At 55.9% G+C, this 24,046-nt stretch carries 28 protein-coding genes and 1 tRNA gene; 19 read left to right on the top strand and 10 right to left on the bottom strand.

The window, feature by feature from the left end; all coding sequences use genetic code 11:
• Positions 1 to 62: 62 nt before the first annotated feature.
• The 3 genes from rplT to infC all read right to left on the bottom strand — a co-directional run bounded on the left by rplT (position 63) and on the right by infC (position 1,438).
• Positions 63 to 467 (bottom strand): 50S ribosomal protein L20, encoded by a 405-nt coding sequence (gene rplT / locus MUU53_RS07680; RefSeq protein WP_137134867.1) that lies wholly within the window; start codon positions 465 to 467, stop codon positions 63 to 65.
• A gap of 37 nt (positions 468 to 504) precedes the next feature.
• Positions 505 to 708 (bottom strand): 50S ribosomal protein L35, encoded by a 204-nt coding sequence (gene rpmI / locus MUU53_RS07675; RefSeq protein WP_062555095.1) that lies wholly within the window; start codon positions 706 to 708, stop codon positions 505 to 507.
• Between the two features lie 193 nt (positions 709 to 901).
• Positions 902 to 1,438, bottom strand: coding sequence for a translation initiation factor IF-3 (gene infC, locus MUU53_RS07670; RefSeq protein WP_137134868.1), 537 nt, complete (start codon positions 1,436 to 1,438; stop codon positions 902 to 904).
• 183 nt (positions 1,439 to 1,621) lie between these two features.
• On the opposite strand from infC, the gene MUU53_RS07665 reads away from it, so the two are divergent.
• Positions 1,622 to 2,413, top strand: coding sequence for an alpha/beta hydrolase (locus MUU53_RS07665; RefSeq protein WP_247260374.1), 792 nt, complete (start codon positions 1,622 to 1,624; stop codon positions 2,411 to 2,413).
• A 142-nt stretch (positions 2,414 to 2,555) separates the two neighbouring features.
• Positions 2,556 to 3,173 (top strand): transglutaminase-like cysteine peptidase, encoded by a 618-nt coding sequence (locus MUU53_RS07660; RefSeq protein ID WP_062555092.1) that lies wholly within the window; start codon positions 2,556 to 2,558, stop codon positions 3,171 to 3,173.
• Positions 3,174 to 3,248: 75 nt separating this feature from the next.
• Here MUU53_RS07660 and mbfA read toward each other — a convergent pair whose 3' ends face one another.
• Positions 3,249 to 4,232: an iron exporter MbfA gene (gene mbfA / locus MUU53_RS07655; RefSeq protein WP_247260373.1), complete on the bottom strand. Its 984-nt coding sequence runs from the start codon at positions 4,230 to 4,232 to the stop codon at positions 3,249 to 3,251.
• A 250-nt stretch (positions 4,233 to 4,482) separates the two neighbouring features.
• Here mbfA and MUU53_RS07650 point away from each other — a divergent pair, with 250 nt between their 5' ends.
• Complete coding sequence (locus tag MUU53_RS07650; RefSeq protein WP_247260372.1) at positions 4,483 to 5,589, top strand: TRAP transporter substrate-binding protein; 1,107 nt, start codon at positions 4,483 to 4,485, stop codon at positions 5,587 to 5,589.
• Positions 5,590 to 5,654: 65 nt separating this feature from the next.
• Here MUU53_RS07650 and MUU53_RS07645 read toward each other — a convergent pair whose 3' ends face one another.
• Positions 5,655 to 5,828, bottom strand: coding sequence for a hypothetical protein (locus tag MUU53_RS07645; protein ID WP_247260371.1), 174 nt, complete (start codon positions 5,826 to 5,828; stop codon positions 5,655 to 5,657).
• Positions 5,829 to 6,003: 175 nt separating this feature from the next.
• Here MUU53_RS07645 and MUU53_RS07640 point away from each other — a divergent pair, with 175 nt between their 5' ends.
• Positions 6,004 to 7,065, top strand: coding sequence for an alpha/beta hydrolase family protein (locus tag MUU53_RS07640; protein WP_247260370.1), 1,062 nt, complete (start codon positions 6,004 to 6,006; stop codon positions 7,063 to 7,065).
• Here MUU53_RS07640 and MUU53_RS07635 read toward each other — a convergent pair.
• From MUU53_RS07635 to MUU53_RS07625, 3 genes are read right to left on the bottom strand one after another with little or no spacing between them, the layout of a single operon-like run.
• A complete protein-coding gene (locus MUU53_RS07635; protein ID WP_247260369.1) occupies positions 7,062 to 7,580 on the bottom strand; it encodes a GNAT family N-acetyltransferase in 519 nt (172 codons plus the stop codon). The genes MUU53_RS07640 and MUU53_RS07635 overlap by 4 nt on opposite strands.
• Before the next feature lie 14 nt (positions 7,581 to 7,594).
• Positions 7,595 to 8,173: a helix-turn-helix domain-containing protein gene (locus MUU53_RS07630; RefSeq protein ID WP_247260368.1), complete on the bottom strand. Its 579-nt coding sequence runs from the start codon at positions 8,171 to 8,173 to the stop codon at positions 7,595 to 7,597.
• Between the two features lie 55 nt (positions 8,174 to 8,228).
• Positions 8,229 to 8,630 carry a ketosteroid isomerase-related protein gene (locus MUU53_RS07625; protein ID WP_247260367.1) on the bottom strand — a complete coding sequence of 134 codons (402 nt, stop codon included), beginning with the start codon at positions 8,628 to 8,630 and terminating at the stop codon, positions 8,229 to 8,231.
• An 81-nt stretch (positions 8,631 to 8,711) separates the two neighbouring features.
• On the opposite strand from MUU53_RS07625, the gene MUU53_RS07620 reads away from it, so the two are divergent.
• The 8 genes from MUU53_RS07620 (at position 8,712) to MUU53_RS07585 (ending at position 14,120) form a co-directional block, all read left to right on the top strand.
• Positions 8,712 to 9,305, top strand: a complete 594-nt coding sequence (locus MUU53_RS07620; RefSeq protein ID WP_247260366.1) for a GNAT family N-acetyltransferase — start codon at positions 8,712 to 8,714, stop codon at positions 9,303 to 9,305.
• Entirely contained in the window at positions 9,302 to 10,171 is an 870-nt protein-coding gene (locus MUU53_RS07615; protein ID WP_247260365.1) for a carbon-nitrogen hydrolase family protein, read from the top strand. The genes MUU53_RS07620 and MUU53_RS07615 overlap by 4 nt, the downstream gene beginning before the upstream one ends.
• A gap of 87 nt (positions 10,172 to 10,258) precedes the next feature.
• A complete protein-coding gene (gene lepA / locus MUU53_RS07610; RefSeq protein WP_247260364.1) occupies positions 10,259 to 12,079 on the top strand; it encodes a translation elongation factor 4 in 1,821 nt (606 codons plus the stop codon).
• Positions 12,080 to 12,267: 188 nt separating this feature from the next.
• Positions 12,268 to 12,723 carry a hypothetical protein gene (locus MUU53_RS07605; RefSeq protein WP_247260363.1) on the top strand — a complete coding sequence of 152 codons (456 nt, stop codon included), beginning with the start codon at positions 12,268 to 12,270 and terminating at the stop codon, positions 12,721 to 12,723.
• Between the two features lie 258 nt (positions 12,724 to 12,981).
• Positions 12,982 to 13,179, top strand: a complete 198-nt coding sequence (locus MUU53_RS07600) for a hypothetical protein (protein WP_247260362.1) — start codon at positions 12,982 to 12,984, stop codon at positions 13,177 to 13,179.
• Between the two features lie 63 nt (positions 13,180 to 13,242).
• Positions 13,243 to 13,467: a DUF2188 domain-containing protein gene (locus tag MUU53_RS07595; RefSeq protein WP_247260361.1), complete on the top strand. Its 225-nt coding sequence runs from the start codon at positions 13,243 to 13,245 to the stop codon at positions 13,465 to 13,467.
• Positions 13,468 to 13,590: 123 nt separating this feature from the next.
• Positions 13,591 to 13,821: a type II toxin-antitoxin system CcdA family antitoxin gene (locus tag MUU53_RS07590; RefSeq protein ID WP_247260360.1), complete on the top strand. Its 231-nt coding sequence runs from the start codon at positions 13,591 to 13,593 to the stop codon at positions 13,819 to 13,821.
• Positions 13,821 to 14,120: a CcdB family protein gene (locus tag MUU53_RS07585; RefSeq protein ID WP_247260359.1), complete on the top strand. Its 300-nt coding sequence runs from the start codon at positions 13,821 to 13,823 to the stop codon at positions 14,118 to 14,120. The genes MUU53_RS07590 and MUU53_RS07585 overlap by 1 nt, the downstream gene beginning before the upstream one ends.
• 60 nt (positions 14,121 to 14,180) lie before the next feature.
• Here MUU53_RS07585 and MUU53_RS07580 read toward each other — a convergent pair whose 3' ends face one another.
• Positions 14,181 to 14,837, bottom strand: coding sequence for a PRC-barrel domain-containing protein (locus tag MUU53_RS07580; RefSeq protein ID WP_247260358.1), 657 nt, complete (start codon positions 14,835 to 14,837; stop codon positions 14,181 to 14,183).
• A gap of 108 nt (positions 14,838 to 14,945) precedes the next feature.
• On the bottom strand, positions 14,946 to 15,134 hold the full coding sequence (locus MUU53_RS07575; RefSeq protein ID WP_062555080.1) for a YegP family protein: 189 nt from the start codon (positions 15,132 to 15,134) through the stop codon (positions 14,946 to 14,948).
• 158 nt (positions 15,135 to 15,292) lie between these two features.
• Between MUU53_RS07575 and MUU53_RS07570 the strand changes: the two genes are divergently transcribed.
• From MUU53_RS07570 to MUU53_RS07540, 7 genes are all read left to right on the top strand, one after another.
• On the top strand, positions 15,293 to 15,610 hold the full coding sequence (locus tag MUU53_RS07570; protein ID WP_247260357.1) for an Rdx family protein: 318 nt from the start codon (positions 15,293 to 15,295) through the stop codon (positions 15,608 to 15,610).
• Between the two features lie 118 nt (positions 15,611 to 15,728).
• Positions 15,729 to 15,815 (top strand) — tRNA-Leu (locus MUU53_RS07565).
• A 281-nt stretch (positions 15,816 to 16,096) separates the two neighbouring features.
• Entirely contained in the window at positions 16,097 to 17,203 is a 1,107-nt protein-coding gene (locus MUU53_RS07560) for a tyrosine-type recombinase/integrase (protein ID WP_343229104.1), read from the top strand.
• 257 nt (positions 17,204 to 17,460) lie between these two features.
• Positions 17,461 to 18,351, top strand: coding sequence for a site-specific integrase (locus MUU53_RS07555; RefSeq protein ID WP_247260356.1), 891 nt, complete (start codon positions 17,461 to 17,463; stop codon positions 18,349 to 18,351).
• A gap of 280 nt (positions 18,352 to 18,631) precedes the next feature.
• Positions 18,632 to 20,263, top strand: a complete 1,632-nt coding sequence (locus MUU53_RS07550) for a site-specific DNA-methyltransferase (protein WP_247260355.1) — start codon at positions 18,632 to 18,634, stop codon at positions 20,261 to 20,263.
• 4 nt (positions 20,264 to 20,267) lie between these two features.
• Positions 20,268 to 21,269, top strand: coding sequence for a virulence RhuM family protein (locus MUU53_RS07545; protein ID WP_247260354.1), 1,002 nt, complete (start codon positions 20,268 to 20,270; stop codon positions 21,267 to 21,269).
• Positions 21,266 to 23,923, top strand: coding sequence for a DEAD/DEAH box helicase (locus MUU53_RS07540; RefSeq protein ID WP_247260353.1), 2,658 nt, complete (start codon positions 21,266 to 21,268; stop codon positions 23,921 to 23,923). Before MUU53_RS07545 ends, MUU53_RS07540 begins: the two co-directional genes overlap by 4 nt.
• The last annotated feature ends 123 nt before the right edge of the window (positions 23,924 to 24,046 follow it).

Raw genomic sequence — 24,046 nt, 5'->3', positions numbered from 1 at the left:
CCAGCCCAAACCAGCGCGGGTTTCCCAAATCAATGAAGCTCGTGAAGCTTGGGAAGCGCTGGTTAACGAACCGCGCTTTCAAACTCGTTTGCCGTACCGGCATCCTTGAGGTAGGCGAGCGCCTTCTTGGAGGCTTCGACGAGAGCGCCGAATGCTGCCGGCTCATGGATTGCCATGTCCGACAGAACCTTGCGGTCCACTTCAATGCCAGCCTTGTTCAAGCCGTCGATGAAACGACCATAGGTCAGGCCGAATTCGCGGACAGCAGCATTGATACGCTGGATCCACAGAGCGCGGAAGTTGCGCTTCTTGACGCGACGGTCGCGCGTTGCGAACTGACGCGAACGATCGACAGCCGCCTTTGCGGCGCGGATGGTGTTCTTACGACGACCGTAGAAGCCCTTTGCGGCCTTCAGGGTCTTGGTGTGCTTTGCGCGTGAGGTTACGCCACGTTTTACGCGTGCCATGTCATGATCTCCTTAATGTTCCGAAAGCGAAATGGTCTCAGAGACCGTTTGGCAGGTAGTTCTTGATGACCTTCTTGCCGTCAGCTTCGGCCAGAACCATCGTACCGCGAGCATCGCGGATGAACTTGTTGGAACGCTTGATCATGCCGTGGCGCTTGCCAGCAGCAGCGGCGAGAACCTTACCCGTCGCAGTGACCTTGAACCGCTTCTTGGCGGACGATTTCGTCTTCATCTTGGGCATTTTGCTACTCCGTATTCTTGTATCGAAGCTGGCTGATGAGGCTGGCTTCAAGCTATTCAAAAACGGCCACGGCATGCCCTGCCGGACCGTTCGGACGCGCGCTTATACCGACAGACCGGTAAAAGCGCAATGGGGGTGAACAGAATTGCGTGCGCGGCTGGAAATGGGCCGGCACAGGATGGGAAGGCACCGATCAGCGCGGTGCCAGAACCATCATCATCTGGCGGCCTTCCAGCTTCGGCTCGGCTTCAACCTTGGCGATTGCCGCGGTATCTTCCTTGACCTGAAGAAGAAGTTTCATGCCGAGTTCCTGGTGCGCCATTTCGCGGCCACGGAAACGAAGCGTTACGCGAACCTTGTCGCCATCTTCGAAGAAGCGATTGATAGCCTTCATCTTCACCTCATAGTCGTGGGTGTCGATGTTCGGACGCATCTTGATTTCTTTGATTTCGACGATCTTCTGCTTCTTGCGCGCTTCGGCAGCCTTCTTCTGGTTGGCATACTTCAGCTTGCCGAGATCGAGGATCTTGCAGACCGGCGGCTCGGTGTTCGGAGAAATCTCGACGAGATCGAGACCTGCCTCCTCGGCCATTCTCAGCGCCTGGTCTGTCGGCACGATGCCAAGGTTTTGACCCTCTGCGTCGATCAGCTGGACGCGAGGAATGCGGATTTCCCGGTTAGAGCGCGGTCCGTCTTTGACAGGAGCGTCGGTCTTGAATGGTCTGCGAATGGTCGTATTCTCCTCGAATAATTAAAGGGTCGCAGCGGCGGCCCGTGCGCTCGTGGCGCAATGAAAGGGCAATTTCGTCAACGCTGCTCCGAAGTCAATAGCATAGTGTCGCCAATAAATCACCTAGTGCCGCGTTTTTACGAATCTGTTTTGTAGGCGCATCTGTTTGAAGGAGAATGAGCCATGAATCTGCCGGTCGCGCCCGAAAAAAGCACCCACATCACCGTAGGTGAGGGCGGACAAGCCCGGCAGATCGCGCTGGTTCACAGGCAGGGGCGCGCAGCCGATTCCCCCATGCTCGTCTGGCTCGGCGGCTACCGGTCAGACATGAGCGGCACGAAGGCTCTGGAAATGGAGCGGCTGGCGGAAGAGCTCGGCCTGCCGTCCTTGCGTTTCGACTATTCGGGCCATGGCGTTTCCGGAGGCGCGTTTCGCGACGGCACGATCTCGCGCTGGCTGGAGGAAGCGCTCGCCGTCATAAAGGCTCATCCGGCCAGAGACGTCATCCTTGTCGGATCCTCCATGGGCGGGTGGATTGCCTTGCGAGCGCTTCAGGAACTTCGCAAACAAAGCGAGATCGGGATAAAGGGCCTCGTCCTCATCGCTCCGGCGCCCGACTTCACGCATGACCTGATCGAGCCTGCGCTCAGCGAGACCGAACGCCAGTCGCTCCAGGAGCGCGGCTTTTTCGAAGAGCACTCTGAATACAGCTCGGAACCGAATATCTTTACGCGTGATCTGATGGAGGACGGCTTCAGCAACCGCGTTCTGACCGGCATCATCGAAACCGGCTGCCCGGTTCACATTCTGCAAGGCATGAAGGATGCGGATGTCCCATTCCAGCATGCTCTGAAGCTCGTGGAATTCCTGCCTGCTGATGACGTCGTCCTGACACTGATCCGCGACGGTGATCACCGCCTGTCGCGACCCCAAGATATCGAGCGTATGCGGGCAGCAATCATCGGACTGATCTGATTTCCAGCCGCAACATTAGATGTTTCTGAAATGAATCGATCTTAACCATAAATTACGAGCGAGCTTGTTAATCTTTCGTTCATAATTGACACCGCCCCCCAGACGATCTTAACGTTTCGTTAGGATTTGAAGGGACGGGTTCATGATGTATGCCCAGAAGGCACGGCAATTGGCCGTGATCCTCGCGACTGTGCTTGTGTCGGCTTCAGCGGCTGTTCCGGCACCACGCACATCTTCGGCACAAATGATCGTGGGTGGTATTACCTCCCAGCCGATCGGCCATTATGAATTCTGCCAGCGCCTGCCTGCCGAGTGCGATCAGCGTTTTGCATCGACTCCCGCCCCCAAGGTTACGGAGTATGGCTGGGAAATGATCCAGCAGATCAATTTCTCTGTGAACCATCGCATCGAAGCCCGCACGGACATGGAAGTCTATGGCCGCGAAGAATATTGGGCCTATCCGGTGACGGCTGGCGATTGTGAAGATTACGCGCTTCAGAAGCGCAAGGAACTGAAGGACAAGGGTTTCTCGCTCGCGGACCTCCTGATCACCGTCGTCCGCAAGCCTGATGGCGAAGGTCATGCGGTCCTGACCGTCCGTACATCAGAAGGTGACTTCGTGCTCGACAATCTTTCTGACGAGGTCAAGCTCTGGAGCGACACGCCCTACACGTTCCTCAAGCGCCAGGCGTCCTTCAACACGGGGCGCTGGGTATCGATCGAGGATGGCCGCGAAGTGGTCGTCGGCGCATTGCGCTGAGAAATTTCGCAATGAGCGTTTGAAGGCCGGGCGTTTGCTCGGCCTTTTTCGTTGAAGCGTCCGACCCGGCTGTACTTACGAATTGCCGATGAGGATACCGGCAGCGAGAACCAGCGAACCGCCAAAAACAACCTGGAAGACTGCACGCATGAACGGCGTTTCCATATATTTGTTCTGGATGAAGGCAATGGCCCAGAGTTCGATGAACACCACGATGGCGGCGACGATGGTAGCCGTCCAGAAATGCGGGATCAGGTAGGGAAGCGCATGACCCAGGCCACCAATGGTGGTCATGATGCCGCAGGCAAGGCCGCGCTTGAGCGGTGAGCCTCTGCCGGAAAGCTTTCCATCATCATGCGAGGCTTCTGTGAAACCCATGGAGATACCGGCACCAACCGAGGCCGAAAGACCAACAAGGAAGGTTTGCCAGGTATCCTGAGTGGCAAAGGCGGCTGCAAAGATGGGCGCCAGCGTCGAGACGGAGCCGTCCATCAACCCCGCGAGACCGGGCTGAACATAGGTCAGAATGAACTGCCGGCGTTCGCCCGCGGCTTCCTCATCGCGCACTTCATCAGGCGTATGTTTCTCGCCCAGCATGTGCGCAATATCGCTGTGCCCCTGTTCCGCAAGAGCAAGATCGCCGAGCAATTGCCGGGTGGAGGCATCGGTCACACGCTTTTGCGCTTCCACGTAAAAATTATAGGCCTGCTGCTCCATGAGTTCGGCCTGCGCGCGGATCGTCTCCAGCGAAAGATTCTTGACCAGCCAATCAGGCTTGCGCTGATAGAAACCCCGCACGTGCTCACGCCGGATCAGCGGGATCTCTTCGCCGAACCGCTGTCGGAACTGGTTGATCAACATGTTGCGGTGAGTTTGCTCGACCTCGGCCATATCCCGGAAGACTTTTGCCGAAGCCGGCGCATGTGCATGCAGAGCCCGGGCGTATGACAGATAGATGCGGGAATCCTCCTCTTCAGAGGAAATCGCAAGGGCGAGGATTTCCTCTTCGCTGAGGCTTTCGAACGGACGCCGGCCTGAGCCCCGGAACAAATCAAACATGGTAGCCACCTTCTTTAGAATTATTCTAATCTTAGTCTTGCCTGAGGAGAAAGCAAGATGCTGCGGTGCGACGTATGGTCTGCGGCATTACGACCATTGCCTGCAGAGGGAGCGAAAGGAACCATCGCGAGCGCACGGTACACGCGTAACTTCTGTCATTTCCAACTTGCGACATCAGCAACAAAATGTTTTAGCAGAGGCCGATGTGAGCGAGACTCACCTGCACTACTGATGTGAAGGCATTGATTTCATGAACCGCAGAGCATTCTTTCGCCAAGCTGGTACTGCCGGCATTGGCGCCGCCGCCGCAACCGCCCTGGCAGCCCCGGCAATCGCACAGGAAAATCCGGAAATCACCTGGCGCCTGACGTCCTCCTTCCCGAAGAGCCTGGACGTTCTGTTTGAAAGCGCGACGGAAATTGCCAAAAGCGTTTCCGAAGCAACAGGCGGGAAGTTCAAGATCCAGACCTATGCGGCGGGTGAAATCGTCCCTCCGCTTCAGGCAGCCGATGCAGTTTCTTCCGGAACGGTCGAGATGGCGCATACCTGCGCCTATTACTACGTCGGCAAGGACCCGACATTTGCGCTGGGCACCGCCATTCCCTTCGGCCTCAATGCGCGGCTGACGAATTCATGGTTCACGGTGGGTGGCGGCAACGACCTGCTCAACCAGTTTCTGGCCGGTCATAACCTCTATGCCCTTCCTGCTGGCAATACGGGCGCGCAGATGGGCGGCTGGTTCCGCAAGGAAATCAAGACCGTCGACGACCTGAAGGGTCTGAAGATGCGCATCGCAGGCCTGGCCGGTCAGGTTCTGACAAAGGTCGGCGTCACCCCACAGCAGATTGCTGGTGGCGATGTCTATGCCGCTCTGGAAAAGGGCACGATCGACGCGACGGAATTCGTCGGTCCTTATGACGATCACAAGCTCGGCTTCTATAAGGTTGCGAAGTACTACTACTATCCGGCCTTCTGGGAAGGCGGCCCGACGGTTCATGCCTTCTTCAACCGCGAGAAGTTCAATGCGCTGCCGAAGAGCTATCAGCGTATTCTGACGGACGCTTGCGCACGCGTGAACGCACTGATGCTGGAGCGGTACGACGCGCTGAACGCCAAGGCACTGCGCGAACTGGTGGCTCAGGGCGCCATCCTGAAGCCCTTCAGCCAGGACATCATGGACGTCTGCTACAAGGCCGCACAGGAAACCTATGCGGAAATCTCGGCAAAGAACGAGAACTTCAAGAAGATCTACGACAGCCAGCAGGCCTTCAAAAAGGATGGCTATCTCTGGATGCAGATCGCAGACTACAGCTTTGATACATTCATGATGATGCAGCAGCGCAAGGGCACGCTGTAATCTTCACATGAAAAAGAACGCGGCGAGGCGTCGCCGCGTTCTTCTGAGAGGAATTCGATCAAGGATCAGTTGGATCCGTCATTCGGGCGTGCCTTGCCGCCTGAGTGGAGCTTGGTCGTGACGGTTTTGCCATCCGGCTCCTGTCCGTAGTAGGTTCCGCCCAAATGCCCACCGGCACTTGTATTGGCGACCTGCGCCTTTGCGCGTTCCTGCATTGCTTTCACATCGCTTTTCGACATTTTCGTCTCCATTGTTCGATGGGTTGCGAGGGAAAAACGATCGCCGTTGCGAGATGTTCCGACATTCTCACGAGGGACAAGAACGTGATCTTGGACGACCTCGAACAGGTTCAAGGTCGCGTATGATCAGGCAGATCGGGAATTTCGGTTCGTCTCGAAACCGAAAGGCTCCACCATGAAACATCTTCTCTCGCTTGCCGCACTTATTGCCGGCAGCATCGTCCCGTTCGTAGCCTCAGCCGAAACCAGCATCGGCTGGACCACCATCTCCATACCCTCACCCCAGCGCGGCAAGCCTTTGTCCGTCGATGTCTGGTATCCGTCGGATGCCAGGGCGCCGGAGACCCTGGTCGGCGACAACCGCATCTTCACCGGCGCGCCCGCAAAGCCGGATGCTGCCATCAATCCCGGCAAATACCCACTCATCCTGCTGTCACACGGTTCCGGCTCCCGCGCCCAAGGCATGACATGGATTGCCGCACGTCTGGCTGAAAAAGGCTTTATCGTAGCCGGACCGGATCACCCCGGCACGACCAGCGGTGATTCCACGCCCATCGCCACACCCCGTATCTGGGAGCGAACCCAGGATCTCTCCAACATCATCACCTGGATGACCGGCGATGCGAAATGGGCACCGTCCGTCCAGGCGTCGAAGATCGGCGTGCTTGGCTTCTCCCTTGGCGGCAGCACGGCGCTGGAAATCATTGGCGCGCGGGCCGATCTCAATGCCTATGCCGACTACTGCGATCGCTATAGCATGATGATGGATTGCCAGTGGTTTGCGGGCGGCTTCGGTTTCGTCGATGGCAAGCGCGTTGCCTCGCCGGTCGTCAAACTGCGCGAGTTCGACAAGCGGTTCGAGCAATCGAATCATGATCCACGCATAACCTCCGCCGTCATTGTCGATCCCGGTCTAGCGCAGGCCTTCAAGCCGGAGAGCCTGAAACAGATCAAGGCCAAGGCAACCATCATCAATCTGGGCAGCGGTGATACGTTACCCGCAGCGGTGGATGCGGCGAGAATCGTCGCCCAGATGCCGGGCGCGGCCTATCATCAGATTGCCGGCGCCAACCACTTCAGCTTCCTGCCGGTGTGCAAGGCGGGGGCGCAGGATTTCCTCTCCGAAGCCGGTGACGTTGATCCGATTTGCGATGGCAAGGGCTTGCGCGAGCGCGCCGAGGTTCACATGGATGCAACGAAATTGATTGTCGACGCGTTCGAAAAAGCAATGAACTAGGCGATGCGCTTGTAGAAGAAGGTCGAATCGCAAAAGCCGCCTTGCGGCCAGAGCGCGTAATCGGGAATGACGCCAACACGTTGCCAGCCGAAGCGGGGGTAGATCGCCTCCGCTTCACTGCCAGTTGCCGTATCGAGAACGAGAATCGTGCGGCCAAGGCGCGCAGCCTCCTTCTCGACCGTCTCCATCAGTTTGCGGGAAAGGCCAAGCCCGCGGGCCGACCGATGGACGAGAAGCTTCATGAGGTCGCCGCGATGCGGCTGGTTGGGCTTCTGAGCAAGCCCGACCTGAACCGTCCCGACGACCCTTCCCTCATGCTCCGCCACCGCGATCACGGCATGTCCAGCCGCGACAGACTTTTGCACATCCAGCCAATAGGAACGCGCATCTTCAGGCGCAAAAGGCTGCATGAAGCCGAGCGACGCGCCACCGTTGACGCAATCGGCAAGCACCTCACAGAGATCATCGATACGAGGCGTCAGGTCTTCAGCCGCCAGTACATGAATTGTCGTCATATCGAATACCTTTGTCAGCGCCTTCCGCAGTCCAGAATGACAGCGTAACGAGCGGGTTTGTCGGAAGGGTTGTGAAATTCGAAGGCGTCGCCGATATGCATGTAGAGGCAATCGCCGGGCTGCATTTCATAGGTCTGGTCCGGCAGCACCATGTTCAACCGCCCCTCGAACAGCCACACATGCTGGGTCATCTCTCGGCTTTCCTCGCGTGGCGGGAACGACACCCGCGCGCCGGCCGGAAACTCGACCTCGACGATATCGACAGCCGATGCGGTTCCCGGTGGAGAAACCGAACGTCGCAGGTAGCCGGTGACCGGGTCGCGCCATAGTCTTTGATCGTCGTGACGGACAAAAGGGTCAGACGCCGGACCATCCGGCGCAAAGAAATGAGACAGGCTCAAACCAAGCGATTCGCATAGCCGCGCCAGAAGCGAGGCGGTGGGGCTGACCTCCCCTCGTTCGATGCGTGAGATCATGGCTCGGCTGACGCCGGACGCTTTTGCCAGTTCGTCCAGCGTCAGGCCTTCACGTTGCCGCAGGATTTTCAGTCGGCTTCCCGTGGCTTCTGCGAATTGTTGCTGTGCGTCACTCATGGAGCAACGCTACAATTCCACTATAATAGAATAAAGAGGCCTTATATGCGAATTTTTATTTTGCGACCTGCGCGATCCAGTCGTTGAGATTGTAGTAGTTGGTGACGCGGGACACTTTACCGTCGCGAAGTTCGAAGAAGGCTCCCGCGGGCAATGTGTACGTTTGACCATTGGCCTCCGGCAGCCCTTCATCGGTTGCAAGGTACTGCCCATTCACTATGAATTCTGCTGCCGCACGGGTTCCTGCTTCGCTCGCCATGATCATCATGTCCGTCAGCGTTTCCTTGTAGCAGCGGTTCATGTGCTCCATGAAAGTCGCAAAGGCCGCCTTTCCTTCCTGCCGCTCATCCTGGTTGATGTCGTGCACCACGTCATCTGTCAGAAGGCTCAGGAAGGCGTCCATATCCTGCGCGTTGAAGGCATCGTAATAGGCGCGGATGATGTCGCTGGCGCTCATGCGGAATTTCCCTTTTTCTGGCAGCTTCAAATGATCTTGGCGCAAGGCTATAACGCGCCGATCAGGAACAGAACATAGTCTATGGCTCTCATCGTCAAATCCTTTTCCGGCAGCGACGCCACCCCCTTCTTTGACGACCTCGCCCGGTTGCGCATCACTGTCTTTCGCGAATTTCCCTATCTCTATGACGGTGACGCGACTTATGAGCAGGCCTATCTTGCGACCTATGCCCGCTCTGAAGGCTCCGTTTTTGTGCTTGCTTTCGATGATGATGCTGTCGTTGGTGCGGCGACCGCAACACCGATGGCGACAGAGACCGATGAGGTGAAGGCGCCATTTCTCGCGAGCGGTCGTGATCCGCGCGATTTCCTCTATTTCGGCGAAAGCGTACTGCTGCCCACCTATCGCGGACAGGGCATCGGCCTTGCCTTCTTCGAAGGACGAGAAAGACAGGCCAGAACGCTTGGGCTCTCGCATTGCACCTTCTGTGCGGTGGAACGTCCGGCAGATCACCCGCGCCGACCGCAGGATTACGTGCCGCTGAACAGCTTCTGGCAGAAGCGCGGCTATACGCATCACCCGGAGCTTCGCACGACATTCTCATGGCGCGATCTGGACGAAGACCGAGAAAGCCCGAAGCCCCTCTCCTTCTGGATCAAGAGTATGCCCGCATGACCATCACGCTTGCCGCCTGCCAGTATAAGATCGATCTCATCGAAAGCTGGGATGCCTACGTCGCCCATCTCAGCGCGCTTGTCGAAGAGGCTGTCTCGCAAGGTGCGCAACTGCTTCTATTGCCGGAATATGCCGGTCTTGTGCTGACCGGCCTGCTGCCCGAAGCCGAACGCTGCGATCTGCATCAGTCGATTGCGGGCATCCAGACCCACGTTCCAGACTGGATGCAGCTGTGTGAAGATCTGGCCCGCAAGCATCGGATTGTCTTCCAACCGGGAACCATGCCGGTTCTTGATGCGGATGGACAATATCGCAATCGCGCCCCGCTCTTCGGCCCTGAAGGCTTGCTCGGCCATCAGGACAAGCAGATCATGACACGCTTCGAGCGCGAGAAATGGAATATTGCAAGGAGCCTTGAAGGTCTGAGAGCTTTCGATACACCACTTGGTCGCGTCGGCATCCTGATCTGCTACGACAATGAATTTCCCATGCTTGGTCGAAGGCTGGCGGAACTCGGCGTTGAGCTTGTCCTTGCCCCCTCCTGCACGGATACGCTGGCCGGAAGCTTTCGTGTTCGCATCGGTGCGCAGGCGCGTGCGCTGGAAAGTCAGTATGCCGTGCTATCAGCCCCTACCGCGGGCAATGCGCCGTGGTCTCCGGCGCTCGATGAAAACAAGGGACGGGCCGCGCTCTATGTTCCATCAGATTATGGCATGCCGCCCTCTGGAATCTTTGCCGAAAGCCAAAGCGACGATGTTGAGGAAAGCCACTGGCTCATCACGCAGATCGATCTGACGCAGGTTGCGCGGCTCAGGACGGAAGGTCAGGTGGCGACGCGGCGCGACTGGGCCGAGCAGTTCTCGTAAGCTGGTCAGTAAAAACGCCTTGTTTTCTGGCTTTTGAATCAATTTCCCGCTTTGCGATGATACGGCTCGCTGCTATATGCGCCAGCCATGAGCACCGATCGCACGCCCCTTGACCATATCCGCAATTTTTCCATCGTCGCCCATATCGACCATGGCAAATCGACGCTGGCCGACCGCCTGATTCAATCCACGGGCGGCCTTGCCGAACGTGAGATGTCGGAACAGGTGCTTGATTCCATGGATATCGAGCGTGAGCGCGGCATCACGATCAAGGCGCAGACTGTCCGCCTTCACTACAAGGCGAACAATGGCGAAACCTATGTCCTCAACCTGATCGACACGCCCGGCCACGTGGACTTCGCCTACGAAGTCTCCCGTTCGCTATCGGCCTGCGAAGGTTCGCTTCTGGTCGTCGACGCCTCCCAGGGCGTGGAAGCCCAGACTCTCGCCAACGTCTATCAGGCGATTGACAACAATCATGAACTGGTGACCGTTCTCAACAAGATCGACCTGCCAGCCGCCGAGCCGGATCGCATCAAGGACCAGATCGAGGAAGTCATCGGCATCGACGCATCCGATGCAGTTCTGATTTCCGCCAAGACCGGCCTTGGCATTCCCGATGTCCTGGAGGCCATCGTCAACAAGCTGCCAGCGCCAAAGAGCGAAGGCGGCGAGAAGGCTCCCCTGAAGGCGCTGCTGGTCGACAGCTGGTACGATACCTATCTCGGCGTCATGGTCCTCGTGCGCATCATCGATGGCGTGCTGACCAAGGGCCAGCAGATCCGCATGATGGGCACCGGCGCAAAATACGGCGTCGAGCGCGTGGGCGTTCTGACCCCGAAGATGGTCAATGTGGATAGCCTCGGCCCCGGCGAGATCGGTTTCATCACCGCCTCCATCAAGGAAGTGGCCGATACGCGCGTTGGCGATACCATTACCGACGACAAGCGCCCGACCGAAAAGGCGCTGCCGGGCTTCAAACCTGCTCAGCCGGTGGTGTTCTGCGGTCTCTTCCCGGTCGATGCCGCGGACTTCGAAGACCTGCGCGCTGCCATGGGCAAGCTGCGCCTGAACGACGCATCCTTCTCTTTTGAAATGGAAAGCTCTGCCGCTCTCGGCTTCGGCTTCCGTTGCGGCTTCCTGGGTCTGCTTCACCTCGAAATCATTCAGGAGCGCCTGGAGCGCGAGTTCAACCTCGATCTCGTCGCAACCGCGCCTTCGGTCGTCTACCAGATGACGCTGACGGACGGTTCCGAGAAGGAACTGCATAACCCGGCGGATATGCCGGATGTGGTCAAGATCGACGAGATCCGCGAACCCTGGATCAAGGCAACAATTCTGACGCCGGACGAATATCTCGGTTCCGTTTTGAAGCTCTGCCAGGATCGCCGCGGCATCCAGACCGAACTGACCTATGTCGGCACGCGCGCCATGGTAACCTATGAGCTGCCTTTGAACGAAGTCGTGTTCGATTTCTACGATCGCCTGAAGTCGATCTCGAAGGGCTATGCCTCGTTCGACTACCAGATCACCGATTATCGTGCGGGCGATCTCGTCAAGATGTCGATCCTCGTCAACGGCGATCCGGTCGACGCGCTCTCCATGCTGGTTCACCGCTCGGCAGCGGATCGTCGCGGTCGCGGCATGTGCGAGAAGCTGAAGGAACTCATTCCGCCGCACATGTTCCAGATCCCGATCCAGGCCGCATTGGGCGGCAAGGTTATTGCCCGCGAAACGGTTCGCGCCCTGCGCAAGGACGTAACGGCCAAGTGCTACGGTGGCGATGCCACCCGCAAGCGAAAACTTCTGGAAAAGCAGAAGGAAGGCAAGAAGCGCATGCGTCATTTCGGCAAGGTGGAAATCCCGCAGGAAGCCTTCATCGCGGCCTTGAAGATGAATGACGAGTAAAGACAATCCAGACATCGCCTAAGCGAAGGCCTCCCAATCACCATGTTTGGGGGGCCTTTTTCGTTATGCATTGCGCCACCTCGCCTGCAATTCCCCATTTGTTCTTATGCAAACTAACTTTACATAAGAAAAGCATGGATTGACACAATACGGTCGACGGATGCATTATGCATTCAAAGGAGATGGCCATGACCGATTCTGTTGAGACACTATCTGCGATTAAGGGCGTCAGGGACAGCATTCGCCGCAAACTCCAGTCAAATCCGGATTTCATTGCACTAATTGCTTTGGACAAAGTCATTGCGGAGATTGAAGGTACATCGAAGGCAGATGCCAACCACTTGAGAAGCTCCGCTACGCTATCTATACCGAGATCTCTGACGCAGCCAGAAGCAGCTGCGAAGCTGCTGGAGCAACATGGGCCGCTTACAACAGCTGACATACTCGCACGAATTGGGTCTTTTGGCGTTACCGTTTCCGGAAACGACCCGGCGGTTAACCTATCTTCGTCTCTTTCAAAGTCAGGGCAGTTCCAGTCCATTCGCATGAATGGCGCCTCCCATTGGTGGTTCAAAGATCGAGAACTACCAGTGCAATCCGCGTTTGACCCGAGTGCGGATGAATTCAAAGATGTCTGGGGATGAGGGAAATCAGGATGAAAAACATAATACCAATAGCCAATCGCACCCCTGAGCACCGTCGCGGTTGGCTGTAACAAAAAGGGCCACAAAACAGGAAGGCTGGTACCCCGACCTGAGATGTGACCCGTGGTGTCAGCGGACAAGCCCAAATCCGTTGGACGGAGTAACTGGGAGTGCCGATATCTGAACCGTTTGCTTATTCAGAATCGCATTTCCCAGTCTCCGTTTCAAGAGGGCATTATGTCGTAAAAGGAGGTCATGATGACCAACGACAATATGCCGAGCTACGCGCTCACCTTCGATGACGCCGTCCAGATCTGGCTTCGCCATTGGACCGGCGAGTTTCAGAACCGGATTGCGGCCAGTTTCGATGTCAATCCGGGCCGTGTGAACGAAGTTCTCAAGGAACGGAAGTTCATCGGCAGCCGTGACGCGGCTCTTCAGAAACGCACAGCATGACGAAGCGAGGTCGCTGCGAAAGCGGCGGCCTTCCTCCTCACGAGCGAGAAAAGGATTTTGGAAATGACCAAACGCAATCAACACGTCGTCCCGCATCCCAATGGCTGGGCGGTCAAGGGTGCAGGCTCCGAGCGGGCCACTAAGGTCGTCGAAACCCAGCGCGAAGCGATCGGCATTGCCCGTGGCATCGCGCAAAACCAGCAGTCGGAAATGCTGATCCACCGAGAAAACGGTCGCATTCGCGAGCGCAACTCTTATGGCAATGATCCCCATCCACCAAAGGGATGACAGTTTTGCCGGGGGTGGTTATCTGCCCTCGGCTTCCTTTCATCAGTTATCTGAATACCGGGCTTTTCATCGCCGCTTTTCTACGACATACTCCTCTCCTGAACCTGGACGGGATGTTTTCCTATGGTGCAATCGGCGCGCAAAGAAGGTGATATTCCGATCGATCGTCGCCTTCTAGCAGAAGCGCACGATCTTAAGCTTGATGTCACCCGCGCCACCGAAGACGGCATCGCGCGCGCAATTCGCGCTGAGAAGGAACGGCTTTGGCGCATTGAAAATGCCGAGGCCATTGCCGCATCGAACGATTACCTTGAAAGGCATGGACTGCCGCTGGCCAAATATCGGCTGTTTTAATGGCTCGGTTCTTGGTTCATCAGTTTGGAACTGACGGTGCTCTGGCGCTTGATCTTCAGGCGAATATCTTCGACGGTTTAAACACGCGCGTTATGGCACCGCTCGTTCACCATGCAGATGTTGCTCGACTGATACCGAGGCTTAACCCGCGCTTTGAGATTGGCGGAGACGTTTACGTCCTGATGACCCAGTTCATTGCTGCCGTTCCGCTAAAGGATCTGGGTGAGCGCCTCATCGATTTGTCTCATCGATCAGACGATATTACTGCGGCGACCGATTTTCTGTTTCAGGGCTTTTAAGCATGAAAGGACCCCATGGCCGAAGCCACGGGGTCACAATTTCTAGCCATTATCGTTTGATTACCGCGCCGGTGTCATGCCCTGAAAGGCAGACGCCTGTTCAAGCTGCTCGCGCGTGACGTTCAGGACTATCCTCTGTGGAAGACCATCCGCGCCAATCTTGGCTGTATCGGGTGTAGCCTTGGAGTTCGCGTCGGCCGCCATCTGGCTGTTGCCAGTCGCAGGGGCTGCGGGGGTGGTGGTGGAGGAAGTTGTTTCACCAGAAACGGCCGGTGTCTGGTCAGCAGCCTTGTTAGCCTGATCCTGCGTCATGCCGGGGCCAAGCTGTAATGCGCTCATATCGACCGCTACATCCTTCTGGTTGATCCCGAGGAAACCGCCGACACCGACGATCACTGCATTGACGCTTCCATCCTGGCTGACGAGTACATCGCTGATCTCGCCAATGCTTTCACCACCCGTGGTGTAGACCGACTTTCCCTCAAGATCGCTGACACGCCAAGCACCGTACCCCGGTACGGTGATAAAAGGGCCTTCCGTGGTAGCGTGAGTGCTGCGGGGCGCATCAGCCATGCCGCCATGCGCATTGTTCTGGTTCGTTGCCTGCCCTTGCTCAGGGGTGATTGGCGCCGTCGTCTGCGCTTGCGCCATCGCAGACAGTGGCAACGCGACCGCGACCGCGAGGGCTGCGAAACAGGTTTTCGTATGATTGGTCATGGGTGCCTCCTGTATGCTTCAAGACAGCAAAACAGAAGGGATACCGACTTGTTCCATTCCAGAATCACAAGTCGACGGGAAGAGCCGACGAATCCGAGAAGGACCGTCTCAGGCCGTTGCGACGGTCGTATCGTCGATTGAAGCCTCGGCTGCATTCTTCTGGATCGACTCGATCGCCTTCATCGCGGAAGCCTTGGCCTTATAGCCTTCCGAGGCAAACATGGTCTCACCATTGGTTGCCTTGTAGCGAAAACGGAATTCGCCAGCCTTGTCCTTGTACAGTTCGAACTTTGCCATGCTACGTCCTCCACAGTCTATGAGTACCTACGAATTCTATTAACTGGTCGAGAGACCTTCAAGCTTCTTCTTGAGCATGAGCGATTTCCCCTCCTATGGCCGAACATGTCTATGATGCATAAGATATTCACCATCATCAGGGAGGTTGTGCCGAGACAATGAATGAGAAACCCCGAATCGCAATCCGCTACTGCACCCAATGCAACTGGTTGCTCAGATCTGCATGGATGGCGCAGGAACTTCTCCAAACTTTCAGTGATAGCATCGCAGAGGTGGCGCTGATCCCCGGAACCGGCGGCGTGTTCGATATCCGGGTCAATGACGACCTCATCTGGGAACGCGTCAAAGATGGCGGTTTTCCAGGCCCGAAGGATCTTAAACAGCGTGTTCGGAACAACATAGAACCGGGACGGGATCTCGGCCACGTTGACCGAACTACGAATAAAAACAATGTGGATAGCGGCTCCGCCAGTTGACCTTTGCTGGCGTTTTTGACGGCCTCCGTGCGTCGCACAAATTAATTTCGCATCAGGCACAGAAAGTTCAAAAACGCCGTTGACAGTGGCGGCTCAGACCAGTACATCGCTCCTCGTCGCCCAGATGGCGGAATTGGTAGACGCGCCAGCTTCAGGTGCTGGTACTCGCAAGGGTGTGGAGGTTCGAGTCCTCTTCTGGGCACCAAATTCCGGTTTTAGTTGATCCGATGTGATCCTAGAACAACTCAAAAAGCCCGGTTCGCCGGGCTTTTTCGTTGCCCGACGTCCAGAGACGTCCCGTTGCATCCGAAAGTTTTGTTGGTAGCATCGTTGGTACATGGCCTGTCATGCCAACAAGGCCGGGCCACTTACCAACACAAGTTTCGCTAGGTACCAACATGGCACTGACGGATACGGCACTGAAGGCGCTGAAACCATCACCGAAAACCAACAAAGCATAGCGATGGCGGCGGTCTTCATGTTCTGGTGACGGCGCAAGGTTCCAAGCTGTGGCGTCTGTCTTATCGCTTTGATGGAAAGCAGCAGACCTTGGCACTCGGTGCATATCCGGCTGTATCTCTTGCCGACGCCCGACGTCAGCGGGATGGCGTTAAAGCTCTTTTGGCTAAGGGCATAAATCCGGCGCAACATGCAAAGCTGGAGCGGATCGCAAAACAGACCAGCAATGCCGTAACTTTTAAGGTGGTGGCGGAAGAGTACCTTAGAAAAATAGCGAAGGAGGGAAGAGCCGAAACCACCCGGAATAAGAAGGAGTGGCTGCTGGGTCTTGCAATGCCGGATATCGGCTCGAGACCCATTTCTGAAATTACCGCTGCCGAAATCCTTGTCCCGCTACGGAAGATTGAAGACAAAGGAAACTACGAAACGGCGCGTCGTGTACGATCTACGATCGGCCAAATCTTCCGTTACGCCATATCGACGGCGCGCACCGACAATGATCCGACATTTGGCCTGAAGGGCGCTTTAACGGCACCGGTTGTCTCGCATCGCGCAGCGATTACCAACCAAAGGGCATTCGGCGGGCTGCTTCGCGCGATATGGGCCTATGAAGGCATGCCGGAAACGCGCATTGCGTTGCAATTGATGGCGCTCCTGTATCCAAGGCCGGGAGAACTTCGCCAAGCGGAATGGAGCGAGATAGATTTTGAAAAGGCAATTTGGACGATACCGGCCTCCCGCATGAAGATGCGCCGCGAGCACCGCAAACCGCTTAGCCCGCACGTCATAGCGATCCTAGAAGAACTGCGCATGCTCACTGACCAAGGAAAGCTGCTATTTCCTGCCGTTACTTCCCCGAAGCGCACCATGAGTGAAAACACGATGAACAGCGCTCTTCGCCGCATGGGCTTCTCGCAAGATGAAGCAACGTCCCATGGGTTTCGAGCAAGCGCCTCATCGCTGCTAAATGAAAGCGGCAAATGGTCAGCGGATGCGATTGAAGCGGAATTGGCGCATGTGGGGGCAGACGAGGTGCGCAGAGCCTATCACCGGGCACTCTATTGGGAAGAGCGGGTGAAAATGGCCGACTGGTGGGCACAAGAAACGCATCGTTTACGGGAAACCTTGGGATAAAGCCCGGCCTGCAATCCCACGACTCGTTTGAGATCAAATCTTCGTCGATAGTGCAGCAAGCCAAGATTGAGGACTTGCAGCATGTACGTTCAGTTGCCGCAATGGGAAACCGACCCTATCGGATTTGTTATCGATCGGCTTTTTCCTGATCAACGTGTTTTCGCGAACAAAGACTATTGGGAAAAGTATCCAGAGCACCGAATTAGCGAGATGAGCAATCCCCGTTGCAATGATCACTTCAGCAAGGATGCAAAGACATGAGAAAGCACCACCCGAAAAATGAGCGGATCAAGCGTCGCTATTTTGACTATCTGAAGGAAGCCAAAAGGATGGACGCCAGCAGTATTGACCAGATTGCCGCATCGATCGCCGCTTTCGAGCAATGGTCAAACTATCGCGATTTTGCCAGCTTTCATATCGAGCTTGCCAAAGGCTTCAAGGCGCACTTGATCAAACAGCGCAACATAAAGACTGGGAAAGAGCTTTCGAAAGCAACGATCCATTCACACTTGATGGCGCTGAAGGCTTTCGTTTTCTGGCTGGCCGGACAATCGGGTTACAAGTCTCGAATTTCCTATGCCGATGCCGATTACTTCAACCCAAGCGCCAATGACAGCCGCATAGCAACCGCGCGACGTGAACAGAAGGTGCCAACGGTCGAACAGGTCAAGCATGTGCTTTCATGCATGCCGCATAGCAGCGATATCGAGAAGCGCGACCGGGCAATCATTGCATTTACACTACTGACCGGCGCGCGTGACGATGCGGTTGCTTCGTTTCGAATGAAGCATATCGATCTTGCCGCACGCAGCGTGCTTCAGGATGCAAGGGAGGTGAGAACCAAGGGCCGCAAGACATTCAGCACCTTCTTCTTTCCGGTAGGCGAAGAGGTGGAAGCGATGGTTCGCGAATGGGTGCATCACCTGAAATGCACACTTTTGTTTGGGCCGGATGATCCGCTGTTTCCAGCAACCAAGGTTGAATTGACCAATGCGGGCCTTTTCGGTGCTTCAGGGCTTTCGCGGCATAACTGGAAAAACGCTTCCGCAATCCGCAATCCGCCGCATCTTCAAAACTGCTTTCGAGGCAGCGGGGCTTGCCTATGCCAATCCCCACAGCTTGCGCAATACCGTTGCTTTGCTTGGTGAACAGCGCTGCCGGACACCGGAAGAATTCAAAGCGTGGAGCCAGAACCTGGGCCATGAACAGGTGCTGACAACCTTTACCAGCTATGGAACGGTGGCCACCAATCGGCAGGCGGAAATTCTAATATCGCTGTGGAAGCCGCGCGCAGACACGCCAATGTCAGATGATGCAATGTCCGCAATCGCCGCGATCTTGGAACGGGAGCGCAAGAAGGCGTGACAGGGTGAAAGCGGATGAGTACAAGGCATGTCAGCGAACCAATGATAGATTGCAGGACTGCCCATGCCCACACTCGACTGGATCGGCAAAAAGGCCGTGGTGAACCATCATCGGGAGGTTCCCTATAGGCTGATCCATTGCGACAAGGACAAGAGCCATGGTGACCCGGATGCAGGCAATCTCTTGGTTCAAGGCGATAATCTGGAAGCGCTGAAAGCGCTCTTGCCCTACTACGCGGGCAAGGTGAAGTGCATCTATATCGACCCGCCCTATAACACCGGCAATGAAAGCTGGGTCTATAATGACAACGTCAACTCACCGGAAATCCGCGCCTGGCTTGGCAGCGTGGTAGGCAAGGAAGCGGAAGACCTGTCCCGTCACGACAAGTGGTTGTGCATGATGTACCCGCGCTTGCGGTTGCTGAAGGAGTTTTTGAGCGAAGATGGATCAATCTGGATTTCGATTGATGACAATGAATTCCATTCACTAAGATCACTCTGCGACGAGATATTTGGTCGTAAAAATTTCGTTGCTACAATAGTTTGGCATAAAATGGATAGCCCGAAAAATAGTGCGATCCATTTGAGCGAGGATCATGAATACATCGCTTTATACGCCAAAGATGCAGACATTTGGCGACCCAATCCGTTACCTCGAACCGCTGAAATGGTAGCCCGCTACAAGAACCCTGATAATGATCCCCGTGGCCCTTGGTTATTGAGCGATCTTGCTGCGCGAAATTTTTACTCTGAAGGACGTTACTCAATTGAGACACCTTCTGGCAAGATCATAGCCGGGCCACCAGCTGGCAGCTTTTGGCGCATTAGCAGGAGCAAATTTCACGACTTGGACAGGGACAACAGAATTTGGTGGGGTACCAGCGGCTCCAATAGGCCAGGCATCAAGAGGTTTCTGTCTGAAGTAAAAGACGGAGTAGTTCCCCAAACTTACTGGCATTGGAAAGATGTTGGAAGCACTCGGCACTCCAAGCAAGAACTTAGTAAATTACTAGGAGCTAGCGCATCCGAGGATTTATTCGTCACGCCTAAGCCAAGTCGGCTGATCCAGAGAATACTCCAGATCGCGACGGATGCCGACTCAATCGTTCTGGACTCATTCGCGGGAAGTGGAACAACTGGTCAGAGCGTTTACCAGGCCAATAGAGAGGATAATGGTAATCGTAAGTTTATCTTGGCAGAGATCGACGAGACCGTGATACGCACCGCGACGTCAAAACGCCTGATCGCGGGGTCAAGTCAAACTGATACTTCGCAAATGCAAATAGGTTTTGCGCCCGAGAATTCCGGCTTCCGCTTCTGCACCCTTGGCGAACCGCTGTTCGATGCGGATGGCAATGTTTCGCCTGCCGTCACCTTTCCCGATCTTGCAGCCCATGTGTTCTTCTGTGAAACCGGCTCGCCAATCCCCAAGCGCGCCGATGGGTCTTCGGCCCTGATCGGCACCTTCCAGAACCGGGCGGTCTATCTCCTGCATTCGGCGGAAGCTGTGGGCCTTGCCCGCGAACAGGCGGGCAATGTGCTGACCGGCACAATTCTGGAAAGCCTTCCGCTGCCATCGCCTGATTTTACCGGCGCGCGCATTGTCTATGCGGAAGGCTGCACGGTGCCGGATGATCGGCTATCGGCCATTGGCGTCACCTTCAAGCAGATCCCCTATCAGATCGAGGGGATTTGAAGCGATGGGGGAACCTTCGTCCGAAATCCTGTTGTATCAAGCGGAAACCGGAGAAACGCGCATAGAGGTGCGGTTGCTGGATGAAACTGTCTGGCTGACACAGGCCCAGATGGCCGAACTCTTCGACCGGGACGTTCGCACCATTAACGAGCATATCGGCAACATCTATGATGAGGGTGAATGTGAGGAAGCGGCAACTCTCCGGAAATTCCGGATAGTTCGAATGGAGGGCAATCGCGAGGTTTCCCGCGAGGTTGCTCACTACAATCTGGACGTCATCATTTCGGTTGGTTACCGGGCAAAATCCCATCGTGGCGTGCAGTTCCGCCGCTGGGCAACGCAGCGCCTGAAGGAATACATCATCAAGGGCTTCGTCATGGATGACGAGCGGCTGAAGCTGGCCCGGCATGATTATTTCGATGAACTGGTGCGGCGCGTCCGGGCCATTCGCGTGTCGGAACGACGCTTCTATCAGAAGATCACCGATATTTACGCCACCAGCATTGATTACGACCCCAAGAACCCGATGACGCAACAGTTCTTTGCGACGGTGCAGAACAAGTTTCATTTCGCCATTCACGGCATGACGGCACCGGAAGTGATCAAATCTCGCGCCGATGCCAGCAAGCCTATGATGGGCATGACCTCCTTCAAGGGCGATAGCCCACGACCGGAAGATGCGACGGTGGCGCTGAACTATCTCACAGAAGACGAATTGCTTTCCATGGAACGCATTGTGGATCAGTACCTGTCCTTTGCGGAAGAACAAGCCGCGCGGCGCAAACCAATGGCCATGGCAGACTGGATTACCAAACTGCACGGTTTTCTGGAGCTGAACGACCGTGATGTTCTAACCAATAGCGGCAAGGTGAGCCGTAAGGATGCCGATGCCAAGGCTTTGGCCGAATTCGAAAAATACAGGATCGAACAGGATCGGATTTATGTGAGCGATTTCGACCGCTCGACCCGCGAACTCCTGAAGTCCAAGCGGGAGGAAAAGCCATGAGCCTTCCGGTCTTTTCACTCAAGAACTATCAGCTCAAGACGCTCGCCAGCCTTCGCCGCTTTCTGGAAAAGACGGTGGAGCTGAACGATGCGGACACGGCTTTCTACGCAATCACCAAACGGCCATTCGTGGCACCGCCGGGCTTGCCCGGCCTGCCCTATGTGTGCCTACGTGTGCCGACCGGCGGGGGTAAAACCATTCTTGCCGCACATAGCATTGCTATCGCCGCCGATGCCTTCCTTCGTTGCGACAATCCAGCAGTGCTGTGGCTGGTGCCATCAGATACGATCCGCGAACAGACGCTGGCAACACTTTCCGACCGTGCACACCCCAACCGGCGGGCGCTGGCGGATCGCTTCGGCGAGAATGTGCGCGTGATGACCATTCAAGACGCGCTTTATGCCAAGCGTGCCGATTATGACGGCGGTGCTGTTGTCATCGTGGCAACAATCCAAGCGTTTCGCGTGGAAAAGACCGAAGGCCGCAAGGTCTATGAGGCCAATGGCGAGTTGATGGACCATTTCAGCGGTATCGGCCATGAGCAACGCGCCATTTTGGAGGCCGGTCCTTCCGGCGATCCCCTGCCCTCGCTTGCCAATGTGCTGCGCATGCGCCGCCCTATGGTTATTGTGGATGAGGCCCATAATGCCCGAACCGATCTTTCCTTCGACACACTGGGCCGTCTCTCGCCATCTCTGATCGTGGAATTCACGGCAACGCCTGTCACGCCCGAAGAGCACAAGCCCGAAAAGGGCATTTATGCCTCGAACCTGCTGCACCATGTTTCGGCGGCAGAGCTGAAGGCCGAAGAGATGATCAAGCTACCGGTCATTCTTCGTGGTCGGGTCGATCCACGCGATACGATCAGCGATGCCATGGCTTGGCTGGATGAACTTGCAGCCACGGCGCGCGCCGAAGAAAACATCACCCGTGAGTTCGTGCGGCCCGTGATGCTGGTTCAGGCGGAACCTCGCTCAAAAGATAAGCCGACCCTTCATGCCGAAGAGGTGAAGAAGCTTCTGATCGAAGATTTCCGCGTGCCGGAAGAGCATATCGTGATCGCAACCGGAGACAGCAAAGGTCTTGATGGGGTTGATCTGTTCGACCGTGATTGCAAGGTGCGCTTCATCATCACCCAACAGGCGCTGAAAGAGGGCTGGGATTGCTCTTTCGCCTATGTGCTGTGTTCGGTTGCCGAACAGAAGTCAGCGCGCGCGGTGGAACAGTTGTTAGGCCGCGTTCTTCGTCTTCCCCATGCCAAGCGCAAGCACCACGAAGACCTGAACCGGGCCTTCGCCTTTGCCACCACCACAAGCTTTCAGAACGCCGCAAACACGCTTCGCGACGGGTTGGTGAATAACGGATTTGAGCGCGTAGAAGCGCAATCGCTGGTGCGGGCCATTGCCGAACCATTGCAAGGGCTGGAGCCTGGCGGTGCCGCCTATCTTCATGAGGAAGCGGTTCCGTTTGAGCTGGATTATCAGGCATTCGAAAAGAACGTTCACACCCTCACCGGTGGCCGCGTGGAGTTTGATACGGAAAAGCAGGTTATTCGCGCGCGCGGCGCTTTGACAGACTACGATAAAACCGCCCTGCTTCTGGCTCTTCCCGATGCAGCCGCAAACATGATCGAAGCCTTGGTGCATAAGTCACGTGGCGCTCGATTGAAGTCAGTGGAAGTAGACAAAGAACCGGTCCGTTTTGCGGTGCCGCGTCTCACAGTCAAAACCGCCCATGGTTTGCAGCTTTTCGATCGCGGTCATTTCCTCGATATTCCGTGGAAACTGGAAAACGACGACCCGGCTCAAATCATGGATTTCTTCGTTCCGCCTAAACAGGCGCGTGACGAAGCGCATGTTGACGTGGATCAGACTGGCCATGTGAATGTGCAGTTTGTTACCGATCTGCACGAACAGCTGATGCTCAATCTACAAGAACGTGGATGGACGACGAACGCTTTGGTCAACTGGCTGGATCGGCGGCTTCCGTTCACGGCGCGGCGCGACATTACCCGCGTTTCATCCACACTGTTTATTGCCAAGGCGCTGGACCATATTTCCGCACAAACTGGCATGTCGCTTGAAGCATTGGCGCGAGCAAAGTTCCGGCTTGTCGAGGCGCTGGTGAAGGTTATTGCCAAGCACCGTGATGGACGCGAAGCGCAAGCCTTTCAGATGGCGCTCGTTCCTCAGAGCGGATTGGATTTTAAGACGAGCGCTGATGTGGAGCTTGTTTTCGAGGAAAGCCGCTATGCCTATCGCGAACCCTACAAGGGCCGTACCGATTTCAAGAAGCATCTGTTTCGCGTGATTGGAGATCTGGAGCCATCTGGTGAAGAGCATGAATGCGCCGTCTATCTGGAGCGCATGCCCGAGGTTAAGGCGTGGGTGCGCAACACCTCGCAGCAACCAAATTCATTCTGGCTTCAGACTGCAACCGACAAGTTTTATCCCGACTTCGTAGCCTTGCTATCCGACGGGCGCTATTTGGTGGTAGAATACAAGGGTTCGCACATAGCTAGCGGCGATGACGCAAAAGAAAAGCGACTCATCGGCGAGCTTTGGGCGGATCGTTCTGGTGGAACTTGCCTGTTCCTCATGATCGAAAATAAGGAATTCAGCAGGATCGACGCAGCAATTCGGCAGCGAGATTAACTTTGTTGGGGATTGCCGGAAAATTGGTCGGATTGAAGTCGAGGCTGCAAGAGGGATTTCGATTTGTTGGTATCTTTGTTGGCACTTCGAATAATACATGTCATCTAAATATAGATATTCCAA

This window comes from Affinirhizobium lemnae (assembly GCF_022968395.1).
Classification (GTDB): domain Bacteria; phylum Pseudomonadota; class Alphaproteobacteria; order Rhizobiales; family Rhizobiaceae; genus Neorhizobium; species Neorhizobium lemnae.
Note: the sequence above shows the minus strand (reverse complement) of the source record. Positions and strands in the feature narration are given on the sequence as shown.

Excerpts from the sequence above, each read along its gene's own strand:
- rplT (WP_137134867.1), bottom strand. The coding sequence starts at position 467 with ATGGCACGCGTAAAACGTGGCGTAACCTCACGCGCAAAGCACACCAAG.
- rpmI (WP_062555095.1), bottom strand. The coding sequence starts at position 708 with ATGCCCAAGATGAAGACGAAATCGTCCGCCAAGAAGCGGTTCAAGGTC.
- MUU53_RS07665 (WP_247260374.1), top strand. The coding sequence starts at position 1,622 with ATGAATCTGCCGGTCGCGCCCGAAAAAAGCACCCACATCACCGTAGGT.
- MUU53_RS07660 (WP_062555092.1), top strand. The coding sequence starts at position 2,556 with ATGATGTATGCCCAGAAGGCACGGCAATTGGCCGTGATCCTCGCGACT.
- mbfA (WP_247260373.1), bottom strand. The coding sequence starts at position 4,232 with ATGTTTGATTTGTTCCGGGGCTCAGGCCGGCGTCCGTTCGAAAGCCTC.
- MUU53_RS07650 (WP_247260372.1), top strand. The coding sequence starts at position 4,483 with ATGAACCGCAGAGCATTCTTTCGCCAAGCTGGTACTGCCGGCATTGGC.
- MUU53_RS07645 (WP_247260371.1), bottom strand. The coding sequence starts at position 5,828 with ATGTCGAAAAGCGATGTGAAAGCAATGCAGGAACGCGCAAAGGCGCAG.
- MUU53_RS07640 (WP_247260370.1), top strand. The coding sequence starts at position 6,004 with ATGAAACATCTTCTCTCGCTTGCCGCACTTATTGCCGGCAGCATCGTC.
- MUU53_RS07635 (WP_247260369.1), bottom strand. The coding sequence starts at position 7,580 with ATGACGACAATTCATGTACTGGCGGCTGAAGACCTGACGCCTCGTATC.
- MUU53_RS07630 (WP_247260368.1), bottom strand. The coding sequence starts at position 8,173 with ATGAGTGACGCACAGCAACAATTCGCAGAAGCCACGGGAAGCCGACTG.
- MUU53_RS07625 (WP_247260367.1), bottom strand. The coding sequence starts at position 8,630 with ATGAGCGCCAGCGACATCATCCGCGCCTATTACGATGCCTTCAACGCG.
- MUU53_RS07620 (WP_247260366.1), top strand. The coding sequence starts at position 8,712 with ATGGCTCTCATCGTCAAATCCTTTTCCGGCAGCGACGCCACCCCCTTC.
- MUU53_RS07615 (WP_247260365.1), top strand. The coding sequence starts at position 9,302 with ATGACCATCACGCTTGCCGCCTGCCAGTATAAGATCGATCTCATCGAA.
- lepA (WP_247260364.1), top strand. The coding sequence starts at position 10,259 with ATGAGCACCGATCGCACGCCCCTTGACCATATCCGCAATTTTTCCATC.
- MUU53_RS07605 (WP_247260363.1), top strand. The coding sequence starts at position 12,268 with ATGACCGATTCTGTTGAGACACTATCTGCGATTAAGGGCGTCAGGGAC.
- MUU53_RS07600 (WP_247260362.1), top strand. The coding sequence starts at position 12,982 with ATGACCAACGACAATATGCCGAGCTACGCGCTCACCTTCGATGACGCC.
- MUU53_RS07595 (WP_247260361.1), top strand. The coding sequence starts at position 13,243 with ATGACCAAACGCAATCAACACGTCGTCCCGCATCCCAATGGCTGGGCG.
- MUU53_RS07590 (WP_247260360.1), top strand. The coding sequence starts at position 13,591 with ATGGTGCAATCGGCGCGCAAAGAAGGTGATATTCCGATCGATCGTCGC.
- MUU53_RS07585 (WP_247260359.1), top strand. The coding sequence starts at position 13,821 with ATGGCTCGGTTCTTGGTTCATCAGTTTGGAACTGACGGTGCTCTGGCG.
- MUU53_RS07580 (WP_247260358.1), bottom strand. The coding sequence starts at position 14,837 with ATGACCAATCATACGAAAACCTGTTTCGCAGCCCTCGCGGTCGCGGTC.
- MUU53_RS07575 (WP_062555080.1), bottom strand. The coding sequence starts at position 15,134 with ATGGCAAAGTTCGAACTGTACAAGGACAAGGCTGGCGAATTCCGTTTT.
- MUU53_RS07570 (WP_247260357.1), top strand. The coding sequence starts at position 15,293 with ATGAATGAGAAACCCCGAATCGCAATCCGCTACTGCACCCAATGCAAC.
- MUU53_RS07555 (WP_247260356.1), top strand. The coding sequence starts at position 17,461 with ATGAGAAAGCACCACCCGAAAAATGAGCGGATCAAGCGTCGCTATTTT.
- MUU53_RS07550 (WP_247260355.1), top strand. The coding sequence starts at position 18,632 with ATGCCCACACTCGACTGGATCGGCAAAAAGGCCGTGGTGAACCATCAT.
- MUU53_RS07545 (WP_247260354.1), top strand. The coding sequence starts at position 20,268 with ATGGGGGAACCTTCGTCCGAAATCCTGTTGTATCAAGCGGAAACCGGA.
- MUU53_RS07540 (WP_247260353.1), top strand. The coding sequence starts at position 21,266 with ATGAGCCTTCCGGTCTTTTCACTCAAGAACTATCAGCTCAAGACGCTC.